The sequence below is a fragment of the Coleofasciculus sp. G1-WW12-02 genome, from assembly GCF_040219735.1.
Lineage (GTDB): Bacteria > Cyanobacteriota > Cyanobacteriia > Cyanobacteriales > Coleofasciculaceae > Coleofasciculus.
Genome location: NZ_JAVJRX010000040.1, coordinates 1 through 25439, shown reverse-complemented (window position 1 = coordinate 25439; position 25439 = coordinate 1). Strand labels below are relative to the sequence as shown.

Here is a 25439-nt window from a genome sequence, read left to right as displayed (position 1 = left end):
TTGTGAGTCTCGATGTATTTTCTTTGCGTATACCACTAAAACATATAAGTTTTTGTGCTAATCTAAGTCGATCAAGGATTTTGGAGGTAAAACCGTCAAGCGTACCGTCTCCATCCCCGTCAACTTACCCCATAAAAGGTTTCTGCCTCTGATGGGGTTTTGTGCTGACATTTTTAATCAGCACGTTGATTGGGCGTTGAAAGAACGAACGTACAACAAAAACAAGGCTCATAAGGCAATGTATGCTGATTTGAGATTGCAATATCCCAATGTACCATCGGCACTCCTACAAACAATTCGGGATAACGCAATGGAAGCAATTAAGGCAACTAAATTCAAGCACCTCCCTCGAAAGAAGCCGACATCGGGGTTGCGTTATGACAAGCGCACCATGACACTGAGGGGGCATCAATTAACCCTTTCGTGTATTGGTAAGCGTGAAAAACTTATCCTGAATGTGCCGGAACACTTCAAAGAAATCTTTGAGACTTGGGAGTTTCGCAGTGGAACCCTAACTTATTCAAAACACAACAAACAGTTTTGGGTAAGGTTAGTATTTGAAACGGCTGAACCTCCACAAGCTACAGGAAAAATACAAGGAATCGACCGAGGCTTGTATCATCAGGCTGTTACCTCTGACGGTCAATTTTTCAGTTCTTCAAAAATCAGAGGCGTACAAAGACGCTACTTATACAATCGTCGTAAGCTCCAACAAAAAGGCACTCGTAGCGCCAAACGTCGATTAAAAGCGATGTCGGGACGCGAGAAGCGGTTCATGAAGGATACGAATCATTGTGTAAGTAAGAAGCTTGTCTTACAGCCAGGTGTAGCGGTCTTTGTAATCGAGGACTTGTCCAGCATTCGTACTCAACGACGGGGCAAGAAAATGAATAAGTGGCTGGGAAGTTGGGCATTCTATCAGCAAGAGCAGTTTCTAGCCTATAAAGCAGAAGCATTAGGTAAGCGAGTAGTACATCAAGACCCTCGCTATACCTCTCAAAAATGCAATGTTTGCAAGCATATCTTACGGACAAATCGCAACAAGTCTCGCTTCTGCTGTAAGAACTGCGGTCATCAGACTCATGCAGATCTCAATGCTGCCAGGAATGTCCGTGACGATTACATTCTCTCTTGTACCCTTGAGAGGACGCAAGAGCAGGCGTCAGTCAATGCGCCGTATGTTTCGGGCGAGAGTAATCTCGTCTAGTTACAAGCCCCATCCCAAAAGTGGGTGGGGTTGTTGACTTGTCCCAAACTTACTTATCGATTATTCACCTTCATTCATGGGATTAGCGCAGTTTCTTAAGTTGAAGCTGGGCTTCATTATATTGATCAATTCTGCCGTTGTCGAGATGCAGCTTGGAGGCTTGTTCTAAGTCGTTAATCGCTTCCATGGTATTCCCTAGTGCAGCATGGGTTAATCCTCGACCGGAATAAGCAAAGGCATTATTAGGATTAAGTCGAATGGCTTCGGTATAATCGTCTAGAGCGCCCGGATTATCGTCAAACTCCCGGCGGACAAGGGCGCGATTGGTATAGGCGACGCTGTTGTTGGGATTGAGTCGAATGGCTTGGATGTAATCTTCGAGCGCTCCTTGGTTATCTCCTAATTTGCGGCGAATTTCTCCACGATTAATGTAGGCATTTTCATAACTGGGTTCAATGCGAATCGATTGGCTGCAATCTTTGAGCGCTTTTTGATAGTCTTGAAGATTTAAGTGGGCAATACAGCGATTGTTGTAAGCGATGTGATTGTTCGGATTCAGATTAATCGCCTCCGTACAATCCGCGATCGCGTCTCGATAGTTTCCTAGGTTAAACTGTGCTTGACAGCGATTTGTGTAAGCCATACTATCTGTGGGGTTAATCGCGATCGCTTGGGTATAATCGTCTACAGCCCCGGTATAATCTGCCAAATGAAATCGAGTTCTGCCTCGATTGTAATAAGCTTTGGCGTTATTGGGATTTAACTCAATAGCTTGAGTATAGTCTGCCATGGCTTCTTGCTTATTTCCCATCGCATCCCGCACTAATCCTCGCGCCGCATAAGCTTGGGCATTTTTGGGATTGAGCTGAATTGCCTGATCAAGATCTTCAATCGCCGCTTTATACTGGTTCAGTTGGTAGTTAGTAATTCCTCGATGGTAGTACGCTTGAGCCTCATTGGACTTTCGCTGAATTAATTCGGTAAAATCTGCTAAAGCTCCTTGCCAATCTTCCAAATCGTAACGGGCTAGCCCTCGCTGATAGTAAGCGTCTAGATTACTCGGATCAAGCTCAATCAATTTACTGTAATCTTGAATAGCAGCTTGATACGCTCCCAACTCATCGTAAGCCATTCCCCGATTTCCGTAAGCTAAGGGGTTGTTAGGATTGAGCCGAATCGACTCATCAAACGCCTCAATCGCGCCCTGCACATTACCACTTTTTAGTTGGTCAACCCCTTGATTCAAAAAATCTTGCGCTTTTGTCCCGTTGGGATCTTCTCTTAGCAGCCAAATTAATCCAACCCCAATTATCAAACTTATTCCTCCCACCCAAACGAGCCAACGCCATTGCTTAAATCTAGATTTATTAAGAGATTTCGGTAATTGCCTTCCAGTAAATATTTCCAAATTATCAGAATCAGCAATGGACGTTTGGGCAGAGGTAGAAACTAGAGGGGGTTCTACCTCGGGTTCAGGGGGCTTACCCGCCAAAGTTAGCATTTCTTGAAACCGAATTAATCCCTGATCTTCTTTGGGCTGTTGATCGGATTTTTTAAAGGTAGTTAAGGGATGATCAGGAATAAATTCTTCGACCAGATAAAATTTTCGGTTTTCGACAAAATAGTTTAATATTTCTGGATTTTGGTTGGTTTGTGCCAGCCGTTCCAGGGTTTCAGATTTATGAGTTAAGAGAAATTGCAGGCGTTCAAGTGCCTGAGGATTTTTCGTAGGTAACTTGAGTTGTCGAATTACGCAAACCGGGCAATCGGGATGGCGAGTATCGGCGGCTAGGTAAATTAATCCTGAGACACCTGAGCCTAAAATCTTGACAACGCGATAACGATTATTGAAAACCTGATCGATCATGGTAGCCTAGCACCTGGTTTATCGCCCTAAAGCATCCGTCCGGGGTCACTTTTAGTGTAATCTGCTCGTTAGGGGTAAAGAACTATAACCATTGTTCAATACGGATACCGCAGATTTGATTGTTCAGGATTCGATTAAATCTAGGATTAATTCAGCTAACTCAGGAGTGGCGCACAGAGGTTCACCGAACTCTAGTTGGAGTTGAGGGTATTGCTGTTGTAACTCAACGACGGATTGCGCGATCGCGTCGGTAATTGAGCCAGCAAACAGAAAATAAGGCACAATGGCGATATGCTGATACCCAGCCGACCCTAAGGTAGCAACTCGTTGACTGAGGGTTGGTTCGATTGACCAATAAGCGTCGATGGCGCCTAATTGCTCGGCTAAGGCGGCGACGGGCTGGTTACCACCCGGACGGCGTGTGCCATGAGAGACTAGAATTTTAATCGGGGCATTTAGAGCTGGCTGTTGATTCACCAGTAGCTGTCCTAAACGGGGATGCACACCGATATGAGGTTGCTGGTTGATGATGATTTTTTCCCCTAACCGTTGTTGTGCGATCGCGACTTCTTGGGGGATATCCTCCATCACATGTACCCCCGGTAGGAGAAACAAGGGTAAAGCTTGGATTTGCTGGCAGTCAGTTCCTATAGCTTGGGTGGCAAATTGACAAATTTGTTCATGTAAGGGTAGAGGTGCTAGTTCTAATGTGGCAGTTCCGACGCGAATCATCAAGGCTCCCCTTGCCTCACCTTGACTCACTAACTGTTTGTGTAATAACTGTGCCAACTCCTCTAGTCCTCGCTGAGGACGTGGATCTCGACTTCCATGAGCAATGAGTAGATAAGCAGAGGGACGTAGCAAGGGTATCAATCTTTGAATGGTGATTATTTAGTAAATAATTGTATCCTAAATCAAGAAAAGGAGAATAATCCCCAGATGGGATTCTATCGACAGGAAGGAATTGTTCTGAATGTGGAAACACAGTCTAAAGGATTCCAATCGAAATTTAAACCCCCCTCTATGGCAGAATATCATCGGTTATCGAGAGTTAATATTTGTCCAATCACTATATTTCATTCTATTTGAAAAATGGTCGATCATGGAGAGGACATATCACTGGCAGCCCTGCAAGAAAATATGGCAAAAGAATATGGAAAATACACTGTATTTAAGGCGAGCAAGTAACCCTGATTGAGCATCACTACTGGTTGTGGTTTTCTAAATATTTCGATCAGATCGTTACCAACGTTGATGTTCAATCTTAAAATTAAGCGGTTAGCATTTAATCGTTTCTTTTTCTTTTTTTAGGAAGGGTAATGAAGTGGGAGATGAATGAGTGGAAACATAATTCCAATGTCGCTCTTGACGATTACCTGCTTTACTCCGCAAGAAACCGACTAAGTTGTGCAGGAGTGAAGGCGTAATCCCGTGTTTCTCTGAGGCTTCAGGTAACTGAGCGGGTAAAGGCTCAATTTCTTGAGTTGGCAAAATACCCGCCAACAGAGGAACTTCCTCAACTAAACCCACCGTCATCAGGGTAAATGCGACATGCTGCACTTGTTCAACGGGGACGTTCAGTTCTTTGGCTATCGCAGACAACGAAACTGTTCCTTGCGCCCGTTCCCATACTTGCTCCTCTAAAGGATATAGGCGATAAGGAGGGCTACCCGCCAGGATACTGGCTAACCCTGAATTTGGATCGGGTAGTCTATCGCTGAGATTATCCCAATTTTTTAGCAATCGCAACCCTCTTAAGGTTGCTTCCGTCGCTGATATGTTCAATCCCGTCATTTCTTTGGTGGGTATGGGGGCGTTTGGGATGAATTTAAACTGACCTTCCTTGAGTTCAAATAAAGCACACACTCGCTGCAATACCTGACTCTGGAAGAGTTGCTTTAAATGTTCGATGGACAAGATTCCATGATGTTTGAGGCTCAACCCCAAGGGTTTATCAGTCGGACATAGCTGTACAAGTTTAGTCACCACACGCTGGCTCACTCCCATCTGTTCAGCAATCAGTTTCACTAAACCTTGATGATCTAATTGGTGTGCCGCCGCCACAATACGTCCTTTGTAAACCCAAATGTAATGAATTTCATTGAGTGGTGTTGGATCTTCTGGCAATGCTCCTAGCGTCAACACTCCAGTTTTCTGCCCTTTCTCTAGAAACTGGAAAATTTCTGGTATCGAAAAGTCTGATAAGGAACTGGTAATCGACATGGTTATTGAATTGAACGCTACGCAGGATAATTCGCTCTATTACTAAGGCATACTACGCTTTATTTGCTTACTTCGTAAGTCTTAAGCCGCCTTAGTTTTCAATTCTTTACTAGCCGTGAGTAAATTGTCGGATTTTTGTTATCTGCTATACTAAAATCTAGTGATTTACCGCTAGTAACCTGGTATTAGGGCTAAAGGTTTGAAGGGAAACATTAAACTTTGTTAAGCAATCGGTTCTGTCTTTTTACCTAAGTATCTATACCTGCTTCCTGAATGATAAAGAGGAGCAATGGCGCTATTCGTCTATATCAGTCTCAATTGGCGATGTTATCCTTGACCTGGATTGGCTTAGTCAAATAGCTGGGAAATCATTATGAATTAGTGATTGCTCACAATCTTAGATTTGAACAAAACTTACAAAGTATAATATTGTAAAAATTGATACAGTTAAATCATTGAACTTGATCAGCACTACAGCCAGAGGAAATCATCAACTCTTACCATAGAGCATGAACCTGCCGGCGATCGCGCAGAATGGGAGTGCAGATGCTGTGGATGGGTGAAGAGTTTGGTGAATACACAAGTCAGACTCCTAATCAACCGAACAAGCTGAACTGGATTTTATTAAGTTATGAACTAAATTGCAATCTTTTTGATTATTACAAAAATCTAATTAGTCTGCGAAAATGTCATCCAGCACTTCATACAGAAAACATTGACTTTTTTCATGAAGATCCAGAGGCAAAAATCATCGCTTACCTGCGTTGGCATGATCCAGGTTCTCAGATCGTTGTCGTTGCTAATTTCTCCGGTAAACTTCTGAGAGATTACTCGGTTCTGAACTTCCCTAAGTCTGGGATATGGCAGGATAGAACTGGCGACACTGATAAGGATGCTTCGCTTTTTTTTGCACGGAAGGGGGAGAATTCAACGCCTTCTCTCTCTAACCCCCCTTTATACCCCCCTTTCAAAGGGGGGCAAGGGGGGATGGGGGCAAGGGGGGATGGGGGCAAGGGGGGATGGAGAGAGGTTTTCCAGATCCCGACCAAAAGTAAGTTAAACCAATAAGCAGTGATACTCTGCTGTAAGTTGTTTGCCATAGCGCCATACAGGCCTGGAACATGGCTCTGTCTGTCCTTGGAGCGATCGCAACCGAAAATCTTCGCTGTACTGAGTGTACCTTACCGCCAGCCTAGCAGAGGGTAGCTTATCATAAGTATAGAGGGATTAGGAATAAAGGAACGCCTGCTAACCATAACGGCAGAACTATTCCCGCCAGTTAGCCGCCAACGATGTAGCTGGCTTGGCGTCTCGCCAGAACATGAGAAATCAACGCTTAAGCCAGTTTAGCCTTATAATTTTGACACCAGTCCCCACCTGAGCTATGTTTAACCGTTTCCAAGATCTATTTTCTAAGGGCAAGAAAGGTATCGGGATAGAATTAGCACCAGAACGTATTAGTATCGCCCAACTGCGTAAGCAAGGGCAGGGCTACAAGTTGGTGACTCTTCACACCCACGAAGTCCCCGAAGGATTATTTGACGGGGGGAAAATTATCGATGCCGCCAGTTTAGCTGAACTGGTGACTGAAATTCTCGCCGAGCATAAACTCAAAGTTGAGCAAGTCGCCACGGCTGTCCCCATGCGGGAAGCGGTGATCCGGATTATTCCCATTCCCGCCGAACTTGATGACACTGAACTGCGAGATATGGTGCTTAACCATGAAGCGGGTCTATACTTACCCTATCCTCGCGAAGAAGTAGACCTAGATTACCAAAAACTGGGCTTCTTCATGGACGAAGATGGGATTGAAAAAGTACAAGTCTTGCTAGTGGCAACGCGCCGGGAGGTGACCGACACCTATCTGGATACCTTCCAACTGGTGGGGTTAAAAGTTGATGTGCTAGAAATCAATAGTTTTGCCCTGATTCGCACCATTCGCGAGCAATTACGACAATTTGCTCCCCAAGAAGCGGCGGTATTAGTGGATATAGAATTTGATAGTACTGAAATTGCCATTATTGTCGATGGTGTACCCCAGTTTTCCCGCACCGTTCCCATTGGCACCTTCCAACTCCAGAGTGCCTTGTCGCGAGCGATGAATTTACCGACATCTAGAAACACAGAACTCTTGCAAGGAATGACTATACCCAACACCCCCGTGGATGGCATTCGCACAGGCGCCACGGGAATTAATCCGGGAATGGCAGCCCTGCTGAGAGTTTTAGGCGAACTCGCAGATGAATTGCGTCGTTCCATCGACTTTTATTTAAATCAGAGTGAAAATCTAGAAGTGGCTCAACTCCTCTTAGCAGGACCCGGCGGCGGAATTGGGCAACTGGATGAATTTTTCACCCAACGATTAAGCTTGCCCACTACTCAGGTTGATCCGATTGCGGCACTATCCTTAGAGATGGAGCAAGATGTTCCCCCAGTACAACGACCCGGATTGGGAACGGTACTAGGATTAGGATTGCGGGAGGTTTAACCCTAATGTATAGTCTCGATATTAATTTTCTTAACGATAGACCCGATTATCGCAAAGCCGATAAAGGCTCAGAGTCCCCTAAAGCCAAAAAACAAGTCCAAATGGGGGAAATGACGCCGCTGATTCTGGGTGTGATTGTCGGCTTACTTCTGCCTGGGTTAGTCGGCGCTGGTTGGTTTTGGCTGACTCAGGAAAATGCCAAGTTAACCGCTGAAATTGCTGAAATCGACGCCGAATTAGCAAGCTTGCAAGCGGAAAAAGATAAAATAGCCGCGCTTAATACTCAAATCCAAGCGGCTAGAAATGAAACTGAGGCGCTGGCAACGGTGTTTAATCAAATTAAGCCCTGGTCAGCTATTTTACAGGATGTTCGCGATCGCGTCCCCACCGATGTACAAATTCAAACGATTGAGCAAACGGAAACCGAAGTGGCTGAGGGGGCTGCGGGGACTGAGGGTAACACGCCCCTACCCACGATGAACTTAGAGATTTCTGGCGTAGCCAAGACATTTGATGATGTGAACAACTTTCTGCTGACGCTAAAACAATCTCCCTTCTTTCAAGATGAAAAAACTCGTATCGTTAGCGCTCAACTGGAGGAGAACCCCGCTAAGTTAGAAGTACCGCAAAAGGAAGGCAACGAGACGGTTGCTGAGATTACCTACGAGTTACCCAAAGTGGTCAGCTATACCGTTCAAACTAGCTTGACAAATGTCCCCGCCTCTGAACTATTGCGCGAAATTGACCGCAAAGGAGCGGTGGGATTAGTGGCTCGGCTCAAAGCCTTACAGCAGATTAAGCAGAATCAGGCAACGGAGACAGCCACCCCAGCCCCAAGCCCAAGCCCAAGCCCAAGCCCAAGCCCAACTGAGACAACTACGGAGTGATGTAACTATGACTTATGCTGATCCAGATTTTATCCCCGTTGAAGAGCAGGAGGAAGCGCCAAATTATCCCACCGCGTTTGGGATTACCTTCACGCCAAAAGTTTCGGGAATTATCTTCGCTGTCTTAGGAATTTTGGGGGCAGCTTACTTGGCGATGAATGTTGTGCAGCCCGTCTTTGAAGAATACAACACGTTAAAAACTCAGCGCCAAGAAAAGGAGAGTCAGCGCCAAGATCCTCAAGAGATCCAGCAGCAAATTCAACAGAAACAATTAGAATTGGCTCAGGCAAAGCAGCAAAACCAAAAGGTGTTAAGTTTATTTGCCAATGAACAATCGATAGATACTTTGCTGTTGGATGTGAATGGATTTTTTAAACCCATAGACGGAGAATTGACGAGTTATGAACCTGTCGAGGTAAACGAAGAAGAAAGTGATATCGTTACCGATGGTTCCCTGGGAGCAGCTGTTAACGGTAAACTCAAACGCAAAAGCTTTAATTTAGAAATGGAGGGCAGCTTTAACGAAATCCAGTCAGTTTTACGCAGTATTGAACGACTGCAAACCTTAGTCGTTGTCAAAGAGTTGACGACAGAGATCAGTACACCGCAAGGGCTGTTGGTCGATGACAAAGGTACAGTAGTATCAACGTATGTAGAGAAAGACGAAAAAATCATCCCCGATGCTAAACCGACTCTGAAAACAAACTATAGACTGGATGTGTTAATGCCCTTGAGTGAGGAACAAAAGCAGGAAGCAGCAGCAGCAGCAGCAGCAGCCCCAGAACCTGCCCAGTAATGTAGAGACGTAAGGGGTGGAACGTCTGGGCGTAGGGGTGCAGGAGGTGTAGAGACGTTGCAGTGGAACGTCTGGGAAGAAATTCTGAACCCAGCTTAATTAATTTACAGTACAAGCGATGGTGAAAAGTCCCTCGTGATTTATCCGAGGGATGAAACCGAGCAAGGCGTCCAGCAAGCGCAACTTTAGTTGCGAATGTATTTTTTTTCTGACTCTACTCAATTAATAGTGTAGTATAATTTTAGAAAACGTTGTGTATGGTCGAGCAAGTGTTTAATCTGATTTACGAGTTTAAGCTAAAACCAACTACCGCTCAAGTAGCCACTTTTGCTGAGTGGCTAGAACAATGTCGTAGAGTCTATAACTATGCCCTTTGTGAGCGGAAAGATTGGGCAAATTCCCGTAAGTCTCCAATAAACGCTTGTTTGATTAAATACGAGTACATTATACCAGCGGATGCACCAGCACCCAACTATTCCAGTCAGTGCGAAAGTCTCACTCAGGCTAAAAAGAATATCCCTGCACTTAAGCAGGTACACTCACAAGTGCTACAGCAAACCCTTAAGCGTTTGCAAAAGGCATTTGAGGGAATGTGGGAGAATGGGCGAGGGTTTCCACGGTTTAAGAAAGCGGGTCGGATGCGGTCATTTGTTTTTCCATCAATGGGAAAAGATCCCATTCAAGGGAGATATGTCAAATTCCCTAAAATTGGGCTGGTTAAATTAATCCAATCCCGTCCAATTCCCGATGATGCAACTATTAAACAAGCACGAATCGTAAGACGGGTATCCGGCTGGTATGTACAGTTAACCTTACAATGGAAAGTAGATGTACCCTTCGGCAAACTCAGGGCGTCGCCTGAAATCAGTCCGACTGGTACATCACTGGGAATAGATGTCGGCTTAATGCACTTTGCCGCCGTGTCTAATGGGCGAACGTTTCCCAATCCACGACCATTTAAACATCTAGAAGGCAAGCTTAAATCGCTGCAAAAGAAGGTGTCTAAAAAGCGTCCAGGGTCAAACAATCGCGCCAAAGCACAAGCCAAAGTGTCACGACTACATGAGCGAATAGCTTGCCACCGCAAAAACTACCATTGGGAGTTAGCCCATAACCTTTGTGATTGGGCGGATATGATATTTGCCGAACAACTCAACCTGAAAGCGTTAGGTCGAGGCTTTTTAGCTAAACACTGCCTAGATGCAGGGTGGGGTCAGTTTCTAGATATCCTATCTCAATGTTGTTTTAAGCGGGGTGTGTACTTCCAGAAAGTACCCGCAGCCGGAACAAGTCAGACTTGCCCCAACTGTTTAGAGGATACAGGTAAGAAAAAGCTCTCTCAACGGGTACACAAATGCCAGTATTGTGGGTATGAATGCGATCGGGATGTAGCATCCGCTCGCATTATAGAAATTAAAGGACTGCAAGCCGTGGGACACACGGTAGGTAAGCTTTCTGAGGGTAAAGGTTTCATCCTAGAAGATGTAAAACTCTGCCTCCCTGTGACGGAAGAATCACCCGCGTTTTAACCGGGTGAGTGTCAACCCTAGCATCTTAGGATTAAGGTGGTTTAGAGGTCATGAGTGAGGAGTAAATTGTGAGACAGGATCAACTGTTGAGTGGAATCGCGATCGCGACTGCCGTCTCCCTATCGATAACAGAACCCGTCTGGGCGGCGACGGCTCAAGTCACCGCAGTACGGCTCAATCCCAGAGGCAGTACCTTAGAAGTGATACTGGAAACCCAAGCCGGGGATCTGCGCCCCCAAGTTTTCCCGATAAACCGGGGTAAGGATTGGGTGGCTGATATCGTCAATGCTCGGTTGAATTTGCGAGAAGGCAATAGCTTTCGCCAAGACAACCCCATGCCCGGTATTACAGCCGTTACGGTGAGTCAAATCGAGCCTAACAGCATTCGGGTAACCGTGAGTGGGACCCAAAGTTCACCGGAGGGTCAAATTCTCCAGCAAGCGTCTCAGGCAATTACCCTAGGAATTAGTCCCGCTCCCAGCAATCAAGCCGCCGTGCCGATTCCGGTTTCCTCGCCCTCTGGGGAGTCAGTATCCATTAATTCACCGACGCTACCCTCCTCTACTCAAACAAATAGCGCCGGGACTAGAGACAATGTGAGTATTCCCCAAGTAGGAAGCAGAGGTGCACGAACCCAGGGGAGAGAGACGATGAATGTGGCAACGAGTCCTATTGCCACTCAACCTAAGATTACCGCTCCAGCGAATTTCAATCTTAATCCAGCACCAGAAAATCAACAGAACATTTCTATTCCGGTTGCTCCGCCACCAAGAGAATTAGGATCAACCGTTCCCACTCTACCCAATCCAGGGACAACTCGATCCAACTCAGACTTTTCATCTCCCGCCACTGCGCGATCGCAATCCCCGCGTTTCAATTCACCCCCAGTTATTGCCCAAACCCCGACACCGCAAATTCCCCAACCAACCCAAGTCCCACCAACTCCCACTCCCCTGGTTCCAGCCCCTTCACCCGATGTTTTAGTTCCCAATCCGACAATTACCATTGATGGGGTTCCGGCTGCACCTGCAGGGACAGTCCAACCGGTTGCTCCCGCGCCCCCATTCTTACCTAGGGCTGTTGCGCCACCTGTGGGGGATATTGCGGTTTCTAATCTGAATGCCGCCGCCAGCGAGATTGACCTAGGAACAGCGGCTGTAGTACCCCGCCTGTCCTTACGAGAAGCTCCTGTCCGAGAAGTATTGGCACTCTTGGCGCGATCGGCTGGATTGAACCTTGCCTTTGCTGGAGGAGGCGGTGGTGAGGCAGCGGCGGCGGCTGAGGAAACAATTTCCCTGGATTTAGAAAACGAACCCGTTCAAGATGTGTTTAACTACGTTCTCCAGCTTGCTGGACTCCAGGCAAATCGTCGGGGACGTACTATATTTGTGGGGACTCGCCTGCCCCAAGCGGCACGTAATGTTATTAGTCGTACCTTACGGTTAAATCAGGTTAGCGTTTCCAGCGCCTCTGCCTTCCTAGCAACCCAAGGGGCAGAAGTGCAACAGGTGGTTATCCCGATTGAACGAGAATTCAATCAAGAAACAGGAGCCGTGATTCGGGAAACCGAACAACCCGCTGAGTTGAGACCCCTCACCGTCAATCAGCCAGGGGAAGCAACGGGTGCCTTGTTGCTGAGGGGATTAGCGGTTTCAACGGATGAGCGATTGAATGCGATTACCCTGGTGGGTGAGCCCCGCCACATTGAACTGGCTTCGGCTTACCTGACGCAGTTAGATCTGCGGCGTCGTCAGGTGGCAATTAATGTCAAGATTATTGACGTTAACTTGTTGGGAACCGATGCCTTTAATACAAGCTTTTCCTTCGGCATTGATGACGGCTTTTTTGTCGTCGATGATGGGGCGGCAGTCTTCAATTACGGTGAGTTTAATCCACCTACAGCAGTTCAGACAACGGGTAGTTTAGCAGCTCGACCGGTTATTCCCAATCCGTTTGCTGGTGCAAATACGTTCTTTGATCCAACGGGTACCGGAACAGTCGTTCCAGGAACGGGTGTAGATACGATAAGTATTTTTAACGACCCTGTCAGAGGTATTTTTACGATTGACCGTTCTCCAGGTAGAGATGGAGCCGCCTTTCCCACTCGTGCAGGAGTTGCAGCCGATCCATTTTCGGCAGGTCTTACAGAATTTACATTGGGAACACCTTCTATCGTAAACACAACGATTACTCCAGCGGTTCCTCCCACGCTTGATGATATGGGTAATCCGATTCCAGGTACTGGTAGTCCTGAGATGACAACCACAACATTTCAGCAAGGTACATCGGGAACAATTACGGCGGCTCTCCCCGATCTGTTCCAGTTTCCGAAAAGATTCTTAGCCTCGTTAGAAGCTCAAATTACGAGTGGAAATGCCAAGATTTTGACTGATCCCACTTTGTTAATCCAAGAAGGACAGACAGCAGGTGTTAACCTGACACAGGAGGTTGTGGGAAATATTCGGAGGGAGACAGAAAGCAGTGACAACCTCACGACGGTAACTGTCACCACAGAGATTAAAGAAGCTGGTTTACAACTGGGTGTCACAGTTGAGCGCATTGACGATAATGGGTTTGTTACTCTAAACGTCAATCCGAGAGTTACCTCTATCGGCAGTGTACAAAACATTTCCATTGGAGAGGATACCAACCAAATTGCTCTTCTGAATGTGCGTGATCTGAATTCGGGTCAAATTCGCCTGCGTGATGGGCAAACTCTAATCCTGACGGGTATTATTCAGGAGAGCGATCGCACAACGGTAAGAAAGGTGCCAATTTTAGGCGATTTACCGATTCTGGGAGCGTTGTTCAGAAGTACAGAACGGACAAACCAACGTCAAGAGGTGATTGTATTGCTCACGCCTCAGATTCTGGATGACTCAGAACGTGGTGCTTTTGGCTACAACTACACGCCAGGGCAAGAGGCGCAGGAAGTTTTACAGCGCCGAGGGTTTCCCACGACGGGTGGGTTCTAGAGCATCGGTTCAGCGGTAGGGGTACGGCACTGCCGTGCCCCTAAAGGATTCTGGTCGAGTGCCGTTACCACCCGATAGAAACAGGTAAGGGTTCCCCCATTGGTTCCAGATTAATAAGTTAGTTCATCGCTAGAGGGCGCACGTCACGAAGAGGGCGCACCGACGTGCGCCCCTACCCGCAGGGATCGAATGGGCGTTTTTTGGGTAAGTTTGGCGGAATCTTAAAAAATATAGTCGGTATTTATACTCAAAAATGCCGAAATCTACATAATTTAAAGGTTTCAACGTTCCATATCTGGCAATCAGCCATTAGAATAATGCAGTGAAACTTCGAGCCGGTGGGTGTTTCAGGCATTTTTCCCTGAAACCCCTGGTTCTGGGGGTCAAAATACTCAACTCTAGACTAATGGGTTAGAGTAAGCGTTGACCTTGGATTCGCGCAGAAATAAGGAGATTTATGATGAACAAGGGCGAATTAGTGGATAAAGTGGCGGAAAAAGCTGCTGTGACCAAAAAACAAGCGGATGCGGTGTTAACTGCGGCATTGGAGTCAATTATGGAAGCTGTCTCTGAGGGCGATAAAGTCACCTTGGTTGGCTTCGGTTCCTTTGAATCGCGGGAACGCAAAGCCCGTGAGGGGCGCAACCCCAAAACTGGCGATAAGATGGAAATCCCGGCGACGAAGGTGCCGGCGTTTTCTGCGGGTAAGCTGTTTAAGGAAAAAGTTGCTCCTCCGAAGTAAGGGTGTAGTCAAACCTGATTGGTGGAGAAGATGAGAGAGAATGTAGAGACGTAGCATGCTACGTCTCTACAGACTGATTTTAAGGAGAATTTATCCTTGAAACGACCCATTCACGGGGGAAATCTAGCCTGGGCGGCGGCGCGGGCAGGTTGTTCCCCTTCCCTGATTCTGGATTTTTCGGCGAGTATCAATCCTTTGGGACCGCCAAAATGTGCGATCGCGGCGATTGAGTCTCATCTTGATAAGTTGGTTGCCTACCCTGAACCGGATTACTACCCACTACGGGTGGCTCTGAGTCAACTCCATCCCACGCTGAACCCTGACTGGATTCTACCGGGGAATGGCTCGGCTGAGTTATTAACCTGGGCAGCCAGGGAACTCTCAGAATTGGAGGAAACGATTATCCTGACTCCAGCCTTTAGCGACTACCAACGGGCGCTCAGGGCGTTTAATGCCAGAATCAGGGCGTGTCTTTTATTTGGAAGTCATCCATTCGTTGGATTCGTAGGGGCGAAGCATTCGCGCCCAGATCTATCGGTTTTTTACCAACATCCCAACGCGAATGCTTCGCCCAATCCCCCATACCCAATTACCAATCCCCCATCCCCAATTACCAATCCCCCATACCCAATCCCCAATCCCCAATCCCCAATCCCAAAATTAGTCTCTGGCAAACATCAGGGTTTGCTGCTGAATAATCCCCATAATCCAACGGGTCAATTATGGGATACAGCCAGCCTGCTGCCTTATTTGGAGCAATTTGCCCTAGTGGTTGTGGATGAAGCCTTTATGGACTTTTTGCCACCCGCTCAGCAGCAAAGCCTGATTCCTTGGGTGCAGGATTATCCAAATCTGGTCATTTTGCGATCGCTGACTAAATTCTACAGCCTCCCCGGACTCCGTTTAGGTTATGCTATTGCCCATCCTGAACGGCTACAACGCTGGCAACAGTGGCGTGATCCTTGGTCTGTCAACGTTCTCGCTGTCGCTGCTGGTAGGGCTGTGGTACAGGATCAAGCATTTCAACAACAGACTTGGGATTGGCTACCCGCCGCGCGATCGCACCTTTTTCAAGGGTTATCATCGTTACCAGGGTTACATCCCTATCCCAGCGCGGCTAACTTTTTGCTAGTTCGCTCAGAATACTCCTGTTCCCAACTTCAGGAACACTTACTCAAGCACCACCGTATTTTAATTCGGGATTGCTTGAGCTTTCCGGAATTGGGCGATGGTTATTTTCGAGTTGCTATTCGCACCCAAGTGGATAATCAACGTTTATTAGATGCTCTGAAAACTTTTATAAGTTATGAATTATGATGCAGCAATTATATTTTTTTAACGCAGAGGTACGCAGAGGTTAGCGCAGAGGTACGCAGAGGTATTGGAGGTATTTGTGTAAAAATTTTATAGAATTGGAGAAATAATCGGGAATGACAAATGACGAATGACAAATGACGAATGACTATGACCTTATTGTAATTGGTAATAGCAGGGCTGGCGCTTATGCTGCTCTGGCTGCATCTCAATTAAAGGCTCGTGTTGCCCTAATTGAACCTGAGAACCTCCAAAGCAACTGGCTGGGTAAAGAAGCGCTATACAATCAGGCATTGATGCAGGTGGGGCGCGTTCTTCAGCAAGTACGGAAGGCACCTAAATTTGGGATTTATCCTTCTATAACTCCCTTGATTCCTGATACTCCTGAGTTAAAAGAACAGTTAGTCAACAAACCAGGGGAAGCCGGGGAATCATCTAGAGACGTGCCATGGCACCTCGGGGAAGCAGAGAAAGAGGATATTAAAACGGATCTGAGTCCTTTTGAGTCAACCCTCTACTTTCCTACTGTACAAATTACCGAAGCCATGGAATGGGCAAACATGGTGGTTTCTACCTGTTCTGAAGCCACTTCTCCAGCAATTTTGGCATCTTTAGGTGTGGATGTCATTTATGGAGACGGAGAATTTTGCCGCTTACCTCACCTAGGTTTTGTTCTCAATAACCGACGCTTACGGGCAAGGGCATATTTAATTGCAACGGGCTCTTGTGCAGAAATTCCTGATATCGATGGGTTAGATACAACCTGTTATTGTACCCCAAGAACTATCTGGAATCACGTAGATAAGTCTAGACACAAAGTTATCGGGGCGGGTTTGACTAATAGGGTTCCTCCAGAAACCGATAAAGTCATAAAACCTACCCCTCTGGGAGAACCGGAGGATCTAGAAGAAACCTCTCCCTTTCAGTTACAGAAAAATTGGTTAGTTGTTGGTAGCACTCCCCATGCTGTCGAACTAGCTCAAACATTAGCGCGGCTGGATTACCAGGTGACACTGGCGGTGAGTGAGGCTCATATTTTTCCCCAAGAAGACTCAGAGGCGTCGTGTCTAGTTCAAGCGCAATTAGAAGCTGAAGGAATTCGTGTTTTGACTCAAAGTTCAGTAACTCAGATAAGGCTGATTGAGGGGAAAAAATGGGTGCAAGTGGGAAATCGAGCCATTGAAATTGATGAAATTCTTTGGGCGACGGGTCAAACGCCTAATATTGAATCCTTAAATTTAGCAGGGGTTGGTGTCAAGTTTTCCCGAAAAGGGTTGAAACTCAACCAAAAACTGCAAACTACTAATCCCCGTATCTATGCTTGTGGTGATGTGATTGGTGGTTATCAATTTGAGCATATTGCCGAATATGAAGCGAATATTGCGATAAAAAATGCTTTATTTTTTCCCTTATGGACTGTAGACTATCAGGGGATTCCCTGGGCAATTTTTACTGATCCAACCTTAGCACGGGTGGGGTTAACGGAAGCGCAAGCCAGAGAGCGTTATGGGAAGGAAGTTTGGGTGGTGCGACACTCTTTCAAAACTTTGGATAAGGCGCAAATTATCGGGGAAACAACTGGGTTTTGTAAGCTGGTGGTGCGTCGGAATGGGACGATTTTAGGTGGGTTAATTGTGGGAGCAGGTGCAGATGAATTGATTGGTGCGATCGCGCTGCTGATTCGTCATAAAATTAAGGTGGGATCACTGGCTAAAATGCCCCAAGCTTCGCCTACAATGTCAGAGATTCTTTCTAAAACAGCACAGGAGTGGCAACGTCAACGCTTAGAGCGGAATCAGATGTTACAAAATCTACTGGAAGGCTTTTTTAACTGGCGGCGGAAATGGTGATAATTGTCCTTTGTCATGGGTTTTGTAGGGGCGGGTTTCACTATTATCGTTTCTTACCTGCTGCAAATCGATTTAAACCCGCCCCAACCTAGTTGATATCACTTTCTTATAAAAAGATTCTAAGGATCTTAAACCTGTGCGATCATCATAAAGTCGATGATGGTTTTGATAAATCTTCTTCACCATATTTTGTCGCCAGTCGCTGTCTAAACCCAGTCCCACGGAAATCTCGATATACTCAGCTTCATCATTGGCAATTGTTTCTGTTATTCCCATCATTTTTAATATACCAGATGCGTGACGACCGCGCATAAATTCACCCGGACAGGTTACTACAGGTAAACCGCAGGCAATTGCTTCTAAGGTGGTATTTCCCCCAGACCAACTTAAGGTATCTAGAAAAATATGGGAGACTAAATTAAGATTAATGTAACTCACCCAGTCCTGTTTGGGTAAAATTATACAGTAATCTTGATGATTGAGACCCATCTGAGTAAATACTCGTTGTAAACGGGCTTTGAATTGGGCAGTAATCCGAGAACTTGGAGAGGCAATAAAGACAAATTGGGCGTGGGGTACTCGTTGAGCAATTTGGGCAAAAATAAAGTCAAACTGGGGCAGATATTTAAATAATGATTGGCAAGACAGATAAATAACGGCATCCTCGCGAAGCTGAAAGTCAGATCGGGTTTTGGTCGGGTTTTGTATCGATGGCTTTTCGTAACAAATGCCGATATTGGGCAGAGGAATCAGTTGTTCGCTATAGTGATATTTTGCATTGTCTGGCTCCATTAATTCACTCGATAAAAAGTAATCAATGGTAGGTAAACCCGACGTTACTGGATGCCCCCAGGTCACGCATTGTACCGGGGCTAGCCTCAAGCCAGCAATGAGACTGGTCAAGCCATCCATGCTGATATCGGTAAATACGAGGATATGGAGTTGATCGGCGAGTATTTGTTGGCAGACGGTATCTAAGTTACCATAAATGTGATAAAATTTATCACTATACTTTTTGAATTCTTGCGTTATAAAGTCGGTTTTATGACCGATGTGGTAAGTATAAATTTCAAAGCTCTGTTTATCGCTATTTTTTATCCAGCCTAAGGTTAATTTACCAACGGTATGTCCGCGAAAATAAGCCGAAACATAACCGACACGGATCTTATCAGTGAGACTAAGTGGGGGTAAGGATAGAGGCGTTGCCCACTGGGGATAATGGGTAGCCATCATTTGATGAACTAATGTTCCATATTTCCGTTGTACGCCTCGGTCATTTAATCCTTGATACCCTAGGTAGAAGCTGAAGGCATGTTTGGCTAATGCTTTGACTGCTTGTTTTCTCTGAACAGCGGTATATGAGGCGATTTGTTGTTGTAAGTAATTGAGTCCCTGGCAAAAATGCTGACGCCAAATGGAAATTTGTCTCTGATTTTCGTAGAGAATGGGTAAGACAAGTTGACTCTGCCATTGAGCTTCAATCAAATCCGGTTTAAATTGAAACGCTTTTTGGAAGTAGGGAATTGCCTCGTTTACTTGGTTTTGATTCGCTAAGGCAAGTCCTAGGTTATGGTTGGCTTCAGGATGAGTGGCATTTAGACGCAGGGCTTGTTGTAAATAATTTGTGGCTTTCTCGAACTGATTTTGGGGTAATAGTGTGCAACCTATGCCCACATAAGCCTTGAAAAATTTAGGATCTAGGGTTAAGCTTTTTTGATAATGGCTGAGGGCGTCCTGAAATTGAGCTTGTTCGAGGAAAGCATTGCCTAAGTTACAGTGCGCTTCAGGGGTGTTAATTTGGAAGAAAATTGCCTGCTGGTAATAGAAAATTGCTTCTTTGAGTTGACCCAATAGGTGCAGTGATTCGGCTAGTTTAAGATAAGCATCCCCATAGTTGGGCGCTAGGCTAACTGCCCAACGAAAGGATTGTATGGCGGAGTTGAGTTGCTGGTGCTGGATTAGGGCATTGCCCAGGTTATAGTAAACACCAGGATTATTCGGACTTAGGGTAAGGGACTGTTGGTAATGCGCGATCGCAGGTTCACTCTGTCCCTGTTCTAAGAGGGCGTTGGCTAAGTTACAGTGTACATCTGGATCACTAGGATTGAGTTTAAGTGCTTTTTTATACTGTTCAATCGCCGCCGATAGGTTACCATGCTCTTTGAAGGCATTGCCTAGGTCGTAATGGGTTGAACTGTGATTGGGCTTGAGCGCGATCGCCCGTTGGTAGTAAGGAATAGCTTGAGTTAACTCTCCAGAGGCGTGTAGCGCTGCCGCTAGGCTGTAGTAAATTTCAGCATAGTCGGGGATGAGAGTTATCAACCGACGATAACAGGCAATCGCTTCATCAAGCCGCCCCAGTTGGTGAGCAATCGTACCCAGGATATGCAGCGCTTCAGTGGAATCCGGTTGCTGTGAAAGAATTTGGCGACAGAGCAATTCAGATCGATGGAAGTCACCCGTCTGGTATGACTCGAAGGCGGTAACGAGGGTATCGGAGATCGGACTCATACAGAATGATGCCTACTGAAGTGGCTACGGGTTTTAGAGTAAGGCAGAAACTATTGTGTGATTTTATCGAGTTTTTTACTTTTTGAGTTTAACTTAGCAGATGAAGCCGAAAAATAAAGGGCTTTTTAAGGGTGTAACGGCGATTAACGCCAAGCCGGAACGCATAAGCAACCCAATTACTCCGGTAAGAAGGTTGGACTTGGAAAATTTAGGAGGTAATGCTGTGAAGTTAAAGATTGTCGCTTTTTCTGTGTTGTTGGGTTTGGCATCATTGTTGGGAGCTTGTCAGAATGAGACGACTATACCTGAGGAGCCTGCTTTAGAAGAGCAAAATCCCGCAGGTGAAACCGAGGTTATGCCAACAGAGGAAGAAACCGAGGTTATGCCAACAGAGGAAGAAACCGAGGCTATGCCAACAGAGGAAGAAACTGAAGCTATGCCAACAGAGGAAGAAGAGGAAGAAACTGAGGCTGTACCATCACCCTAGTTTGATCAGTATGTGAGCTTACCTTGGGAGCGACAAGTCATAGAAACATGTGTCACAGATGAGACTTTTACTCGTGGAAGACGATGAGCGCATTACCGATGCCCTAGAAGAAGATCTCACCGATCAACATTATGCGATCGATGTGGCGCATGATGGGGAGGAGGGGTTAGATTTCGCTGATTCTGTCACCTATGACTTAATTTTGCTGGACATTATGTTACCCAAAATTGATGGGATTGCACTCTGTCGGCGACTACGCTCCCAAGGCTGTAGCACTCCGATTCTGATGCTAACGGCTAAGGATACCATTACTGATAAGGTTATGGGATTGGATGCAGGAGCTGATGACTATTTAGTTAAACCCTTTGACCTGCAAGAGTTATCAGCTCGCATTCGAGCTTTACTGCGTCGGGGTGTTTCTACTGCACCGCCAGTATTGGAGTGGGGAAAGCTGCGTCTAGATCCAAGTACCTGTGAAGTTTTTTATGAAGATAACCTCTTATCGCTTTCACCCAAAGAATATTCGTTGTTAGAATTTTTCTTACGCCATGGTCGTCGTGTATTTAGCCGCGCTCAAATCTTAGAACACCTTTGGCCCTTTGAGCGACTCCCGGAAGAAGCGACGGTTAAAGCTCATATCCGCAGTTTACGACAGAAACTTGAAGCCGGCGGCGCTCCTAGTGATTTGATTGAAACGGTTTATGGTTTGGGTTATCGTTTGAAACAGTGATTGTTGATTGTTCATTGGTTTTACAATGATTCAAATCTCGGTCAGGGCGGGTTTCGTTAAATTAGGGTTTTTCTCCTTAAGGTTATTGGTAAAATCCACACATACACACAGTCAGGGCGGGTTTAGTTACATCTACTGTGAGGGGCAGAAACGATAGTAGTGAAACCCGCCCCTACAAACCAAATTCCCTTGCTCGAAGCGAAGGGTCAAGACTGATAATGTTTCAAGGTATACGATGGCGTCTATTGTTGTCTTACCTAACTGTAATGGCAGCAATTTTGAGTTTCTTTGGCACGGGAGTTTATGTCTTTGTTAGCCGCAATCTTTATGATCAACTGGATAAAAAATTACTAACTCTGGCTCAAGCCGCCGCCGCCTCGTTCACTCCTGTGAAAATGAAGGGTTCTCAATATCTTAATCAAGTTGATGCGGTTCCCTGGCGTGATATTTTTAATCGGGATCAGCAAAGTTTAGAATGGTTTGATGCCAAGGGTAAACTTTTGGCAAGTCGAGGCGCCCTAGAGTTGGACTCTAGACTCAGAGTCGGTTCTCAAACCCTAGAGGAGAAGCAAAAGCCTAGACAGATTCGCACGTACACCATTTCTGTGTTTAAAGATGGCTCAACCCCCAATCAACCCTCTCTAGAAGGGTTTATTCGCGCCTCTCAATCGATGGAGGATATCCAAATCGTCCAGCGTCAACTGCTGTGGGGATTGGGGATGGGGGGTTTTATGGGGTTAGGCTTAGTCGGTTTGGGCGGACTTTGGTTGACGCAGAAAGCTTTGGAGCCGATTGAACAAAGTTTTCAGCAACTGAAACAGTTTACAGCAGATGCGTCCCATGAGTTACGTAGTCCTTTGATGGCGATTAAAGCATCCGTCGATGTGATGCGAAATCATCCGGAGCGAATTCACCCCAAGGATGCGAAAAAATTAGCGGCGATCGCAAGTGCTACCGATCAGATGAGTCATTTATCAGAAGACTTACTTTTTTTAGCCCGAACTGATCGCACAGTATCAACTCCTAGCCGTGAGAAAATGCCAATTTCTCTGAATAAATTTTTACAGAATTTGCTGGATTTGTTAGAACCTTTTGCTCAAGACAAAGAGATTACACTCCAGTCTCAGTGGCTAGCGACGGTTTCTGTGGTGGGGGATGAATCACAACTGACTCGCTTATTTTGTAACTTACTGGAAAATGCGATTCAATACACGCCTGCTAAAGGGAAAGTAGACTTAATTTTGGCAAAAACTAATCGCTTTGCCATTGTTAGTGTTAAGGATACAGGAATTGGCATTGAGCCAGAGCAGTTACCCTTTGTGTTTGATCGCTTCTGGAGGGCGGACAAAGCCCGTTCTCGCCGTGAGGGGGGGACAGGGTTGGGTTTAGCTATTGCTGCTGCGATCGCGCAGCGTCATGGCGGGAAAATCACAGTTACCAGTCAGGTTGGGGTGGGTAGCTGCTTTCAGGTGCGTTTACCCGCTGTTTAATTGACTAAGGTTTTTTTTACCCGCCTCAACCTTTTATCTGGGCGAAGCATTCGCTAAGACAATTGGGTACTAGAACCGAACCATCTATGTGCGAATGCTTCGCCCCTACGATTACCCCTACGATTACCCCTACGTGTGATTACACCAATCAATGTTTTAGGGCGATAATTTCGCTTTTTTGGCACGGTTTTCCTTATACCACTTAGCGACAGCCGGAGACCATTTTTCAAAATGTAGATAAAGAAGCTCGCAGAACTTCTGCGCCTCTAGTTGAGCATCTTTTTTCCATCTTAAGTCCAAAAGGTGCATCAGCGATCGCATATTACAACTGAGGACAAAATTCTGTCTAGCGTCGAAAGGAATTAACCCTCTCGCATGTTCTTCAGATAACCCTTCCTCTATTCGTTGCTGATACCGTTTACAAGCCTCTAAACACCACTTTATATCTTCACTCCGTTGGGCTTCAGAATAGAAATAACGCTTTCCCTGACGGTTGGTATAGTTTCCTACAGGACGCAGGTAAAATACCTCTTCGATGTCTTGCTTTCCTTGAGCAACATTAATAATTCGCTGTCCCGTATAGCGAAAGGAATTATGCACTACCATTCCATTAGCGACAAAGTTATGCCATTGACCGTCTACCTCTAAATCATAGGTCTTATGCTTACCCAAATATTCAACCTTAGTAACCTTGACAGGGTGCGCCTTAATGTTAGTACCAGCAGACTGTCGCTGAGATTGCCATTGTGATGATTCTGTGTTACTAGCCACGGCTATACCATTACACATCACTGAGCAAGGCTTTGTGAGTTTAACAACACAGCCATCAGTAGATGTTATTAAACCAACTGCATCACCCATCGTCTGCCAACCTGCTGATGTTAACAAGCGATGATTTACGGTACAATCAAGGGTTTTTCCATCAGCTAAAGTAACTCTGTAAACAGGCTGAATTCCACTGAATATTACATCTTTTATATGTCCCGTTTCAAATAAACCATTTTCTTCATTAAGAACCCGCAAATACATTTTAAAGATGCGGTTTTTGCCTTCACATTGATAGTCTATATACGGTTTTTCATTGATTCCCAGGATAGATTTTTGAGGAATGTTTTTTTCACCGTTCGTCCACCGTTCGTACAACTCTCCAATCGTTGTTCTGAGTTCTTTGGAAGTTTCGCCGTTATCGTTAACAAACGTTATATGAGTATTAGCCGCCAAACATTGAACATCGAAGCTCACACCAACTCTGTGGGTGCGAACTTGCTGCATCATTGAGTGAGGAAAATAACCAACATTAAACGTAATTTGGGGGTGTTCTAAACAGCCATAATGTCCTCGCTCACCCGCCAACAAATGCTTAACAATTAGTTCACCTGATCTTTCCTCAGGGGGCCAGCGATCGCGGCTATTCCAAACATAATCTTCTGAGTAATCCTGGTGCATTGCCGCCCAAACTACTTGTTGCGGATTTGGTGTCGCTGCAATTACATCGATACAAAATCGTTCCACTTCGTTATTCCCTCAATATCAATCCAAGCTTCATCCATATTGATTAGGTGTCTTATGCCAATATTTACGAGATTATATCGTAATTATACCTACTCTCACTTGTCAAACTAATGATCAAACTTTGGAAAAAACTACCTTTTCCGGCTGATCTTGATATTTCCCTTTACGTTGCTCATACGTCACCGAACATAGCTCGGATTCAAAAAAGAGCAATTGGACGATGCCCTCATTGGCATAAATCCGACAATCGGCGGGAGAACTATTGCTAACTTCCAAGGTTAAATGACCTCGCCAACCTGCTTCAGCGGGAGTTAGATTGGCAATGATCCCGGCTCTGGCATAGGTACTTTTACCAATACAAAGAACCGTGACATTTTCTGGCACGGCAATGCGTTCCAATGCCACGCCAAGACCATAACTATGTCCAGGGAGAATAAAATAGTTTCCCTGTTGATCATGATGTAATTGAGTCGGTTCTAAGTTTTCTGGATTAAAGTTTTTTGGATCAACTACCGTACCCGGAATATGCCGAAAAATACGGAACTCCACAGGTGAAAGCCGGATATCGTAGCCAAAGCTGCTCAAACCATAGGAGATAACATGTAGCGTATCAACGCGACGAACTAACTTTGGCTCAAAAGGTGTAATCATACCCTTGTCAGCCATTTGAGTAATCCAAGTATCGTTCTTAATCATAAAAACTCTTCCGTTGCGGGAAACTCCGTGTCTTCAGACCGGAGAGGAACGCGCGGTAGCGGTTTAAGAAGCATACCCCCTTTCGGGGTGGAGGGGTATGGTTGCCCCTCCTATTGTCTCCCATTTCTGGGGTAA

At 45.7% G+C, this 25439-nt stretch carries 19 protein-coding genes; 13 read left to right on the top strand and 6 right to left on the bottom strand.

What is annotated here, in order from left to right:
* Positions 1 to 196 precede the first annotated feature (196 nt).
* Positions 197 to 1207, top strand: coding sequence for an RNA-guided endonuclease InsQ/TnpB family protein (locus tag RID09_RS06975; RefSeq protein ID WP_446335222.1), 1011 nt, complete (start codon positions 197 to 199; stop codon positions 1205 to 1207).
* Positions 1208 to 1289: 82 nt separating this feature from the next.
* Here the strand turns inward: RID09_RS06975 and RID09_RS06970 are convergent, their stop codons facing one another.
* The 3 genes from RID09_RS06970 to RID09_RS06960 form a co-directional block, all read right to left on the bottom strand.
* Entirely contained in the window at positions 1290 to 3074 is a 1785-nt protein-coding gene (locus RID09_RS06970; RefSeq protein WP_446335221.1) for a tetratricopeptide repeat protein, read from the bottom strand.
* A 123-nt stretch (positions 3075 to 3197) separates the two neighbouring features.
* Complete coding sequence (locus tag RID09_RS06965; protein ID WP_446335220.1) at positions 3198 to 3938, bottom strand: sirohydrochlorin chelatase; 741 nt, start codon at positions 3936 to 3938, stop codon at positions 3198 to 3200.
* Between the two features lie 414 nt (positions 3939 to 4352).
* A complete protein-coding gene (locus RID09_RS06960) occupies positions 4353 to 5297 on the bottom strand; it encodes a DUF4388 domain-containing protein (protein ID WP_446335219.1) in 945 nt (314 codons plus the stop codon).
* A gap of 534 nt (positions 5298 to 5831) precedes the next feature.
* On the opposite strand from RID09_RS06960, the gene RID09_RS06955 reads away from it, so the two are divergent.
* From RID09_RS06955 to RID09_RS06915, 9 genes are all read left to right on the top strand, one after another.
* On the top strand, positions 5832 to 6365 hold the full coding sequence (locus tag RID09_RS06955) for an alpha amylase C-terminal domain-containing protein (RefSeq protein WP_446335218.1): 534 nt from the start codon (positions 5832 to 5834) through the stop codon (positions 6363 to 6365).
* A gap of 316 nt (positions 6366 to 6681) precedes the next feature.
* Complete coding sequence (gene pilM, locus RID09_RS06950; protein ID WP_446335217.1) at positions 6682 to 7785, top strand: type IV pilus assembly protein PilM; 1104 nt, start codon at positions 6682 to 6684, stop codon at positions 7783 to 7785.
* A gap of 5 nt (positions 7786 to 7790) precedes the next feature.
* Positions 7791 to 8672 (top strand): PilN domain-containing protein, encoded by an 882-nt coding sequence (locus RID09_RS06945; RefSeq protein WP_446335216.1) that lies wholly within the window; start codon positions 7791 to 7793, stop codon positions 8670 to 8672.
* Between the two features lie 7 nt (positions 8673 to 8679).
* Positions 8680 to 9468, top strand: coding sequence for a hypothetical protein (locus tag RID09_RS06940; RefSeq protein ID WP_446335215.1), 789 nt, complete (start codon positions 8680 to 8682; stop codon positions 9466 to 9468).
* A gap of 269 nt (positions 9469 to 9737) precedes the next feature.
* Positions 9738 to 10997 (top strand): RNA-guided endonuclease InsQ/TnpB family protein, encoded by a 1260-nt coding sequence (locus RID09_RS06935; protein ID WP_446335224.1) that lies wholly within the window; start codon positions 9738 to 9740, stop codon positions 10995 to 10997.
* 68 nt (positions 10998 to 11065) lie between these two features.
* The gene (locus RID09_RS06930) at positions 11066 to 13972 is read left to right on the top strand and encodes an AMIN domain-containing protein (protein ID WP_446335214.1); all 2907 of its coding nucleotides are present in this window, start codon (positions 11066 to 11068) and stop codon (positions 13970 to 13972) included.
* Positions 13973 to 14432: 460 nt separating this feature from the next.
* Positions 14433 to 14714 carry an HU family DNA-binding protein gene (locus RID09_RS06925; RefSeq protein ID WP_446335223.1) on the top strand — a complete coding sequence of 94 codons (282 nt, stop codon included), beginning with the start codon at positions 14433 to 14435 and terminating at the stop codon, positions 14712 to 14714.
* Between the two features lie 96 nt (positions 14715 to 14810).
* Complete coding sequence (gene cobD, locus RID09_RS06920; protein ID WP_446335213.1) at positions 14811 to 16031, top strand: threonine-phosphate decarboxylase CobD; 1221 nt, start codon at positions 14811 to 14813, stop codon at positions 16029 to 16031.
* A 134-nt stretch (positions 16032 to 16165) separates the two neighbouring features.
* Complete coding sequence (locus RID09_RS06915) at positions 16166 to 17878, top strand: dihydrolipoyl dehydrogenase family protein (protein ID WP_446335212.1); 1713 nt, start codon at positions 16166 to 16168, stop codon at positions 17876 to 17878.
* 72 nt (positions 17879 to 17950) lie between these two features.
* Here RID09_RS06915 and RID09_RS06910 read toward each other — a convergent pair whose 3' ends face one another.
* Positions 17951 to 20389 (bottom strand): tetratricopeptide repeat protein, encoded by a 2439-nt coding sequence (locus RID09_RS06910; protein ID WP_446335211.1) that lies wholly within the window; start codon positions 20387 to 20389, stop codon positions 17951 to 17953.
* Between the two features lie 100 nt (positions 20390 to 20489).
* On the opposite strand from RID09_RS06910, the gene RID09_RS06905 reads away from it, so the two are divergent.
* The 3 genes from RID09_RS06905 to RID09_RS06895 all read left to right on the top strand — a co-directional run bounded on the left by RID09_RS06905 (position 20490) and on the right by RID09_RS06895 (position 23096).
* Positions 20490 to 20876, top strand: coding sequence for a hypothetical protein (locus RID09_RS06905; protein ID WP_446335210.1), 387 nt, complete (start codon positions 20490 to 20492; stop codon positions 20874 to 20876).
* A 58-nt stretch (positions 20877 to 20934) separates the two neighbouring features.
* Positions 20935 to 21606, top strand: coding sequence for a response regulator transcription factor (locus RID09_RS06900; RefSeq protein ID WP_446335209.1), 672 nt, complete (start codon positions 20935 to 20937; stop codon positions 21604 to 21606).
* A gap of 218 nt (positions 21607 to 21824) precedes the next feature.
* Positions 21825 to 23096, top strand: a complete 1272-nt coding sequence (locus tag RID09_RS06895) for a sensor histidine kinase (RefSeq protein WP_446335208.1) — start codon at positions 21825 to 21827, stop codon at positions 23094 to 23096.
* A 156-nt stretch (positions 23097 to 23252) separates the two neighbouring features.
* Here RID09_RS06895 and RID09_RS06890 read toward each other — a convergent pair whose 3' ends face one another.
* Both RID09_RS06890 and dcd read right to left on the bottom strand, forming a co-directional pair.
* Complete coding sequence (locus tag RID09_RS06890; RefSeq protein WP_446335207.1) at positions 23253 to 24608, bottom strand: FAD-dependent thymidylate synthase; 1356 nt, start codon at positions 24606 to 24608, stop codon at positions 23253 to 23255.
* 114 nt (positions 24609 to 24722) lie between these two features.
* A complete protein-coding gene (dcd, locus tag RID09_RS06885; protein WP_446335206.1) occupies positions 24723 to 25304 on the bottom strand; it encodes a dCTP deaminase in 582 nt (193 codons plus the stop codon).
* Positions 25305 to 25439 lie beyond the last annotated feature (135 nt).

Excerpts from the sequence above, each read along its gene's own strand:
- RID09_RS06905 (WP_446335210.1), top strand. The coding sequence starts at position 20,490 with ATGAAGCCGAAAAATAAAGGGCTTTTTAAGGGTGTAACGGCGATTAAC.
- RID09_RS06895 (WP_446335208.1), top strand. The coding sequence starts at position 21,825 with ATGTTTCAAGGTATACGATGGCGTCTATTGTTGTCTTACCTAACTGTA.
- RID09_RS06945 (WP_446335216.1), top strand. The coding sequence starts at position 7,791 with ATGTATAGTCTCGATATTAATTTTCTTAACGATAGACCCGATTATCGC.
- RID09_RS06910 (WP_446335211.1), bottom strand. The coding sequence starts at position 20,389 with ATGAGTCCGATCTCCGATACCCTCGTTACCGCCTTCGAGTCATACCAG.
- RID09_RS06925 (WP_446335223.1), top strand. The coding sequence starts at position 14,433 with ATGAACAAGGGCGAATTAGTGGATAAAGTGGCGGAAAAAGCTGCTGTG.
- dcd (WP_446335206.1), bottom strand. The coding sequence starts at position 25,304 with ATGATTAAGAACGATACTTGGATTACTCAAATGGCTGACAAGGGTATG.
- RID09_RS06955 (WP_446335218.1), top strand. The coding sequence starts at position 5,832 with ATGGGAGTGCAGATGCTGTGGATGGGTGAAGAGTTTGGTGAATACACA.
- RID09_RS06970 (WP_446335221.1), bottom strand. The coding sequence starts at position 3,074 with ATGATCGATCAGGTTTTCAATAATCGTTATCGCGTTGTCAAGATTTTA.
- RID09_RS06915 (WP_446335212.1), top strand. The coding sequence starts at position 16,166 with ATGACGAATGACTATGACCTTATTGTAATTGGTAATAGCAGGGCTGGC.
- RID09_RS06960 (WP_446335219.1), bottom strand. The coding sequence starts at position 5,297 with ATGTCGATTACCAGTTCCTTATCAGACTTTTCGATACCAGAAATTTTC.
- RID09_RS06940 (WP_446335215.1), top strand. The coding sequence starts at position 8,680 with ATGACTTATGCTGATCCAGATTTTATCCCCGTTGAAGAGCAGGAGGAA.
- RID09_RS06900 (WP_446335209.1), top strand. The coding sequence starts at position 20,935 with ATGAGACTTTTACTCGTGGAAGACGATGAGCGCATTACCGATGCCCTA.
- pilM (WP_446335217.1), top strand. The coding sequence starts at position 6,682 with ATGTTTAACCGTTTCCAAGATCTATTTTCTAAGGGCAAGAAAGGTATC.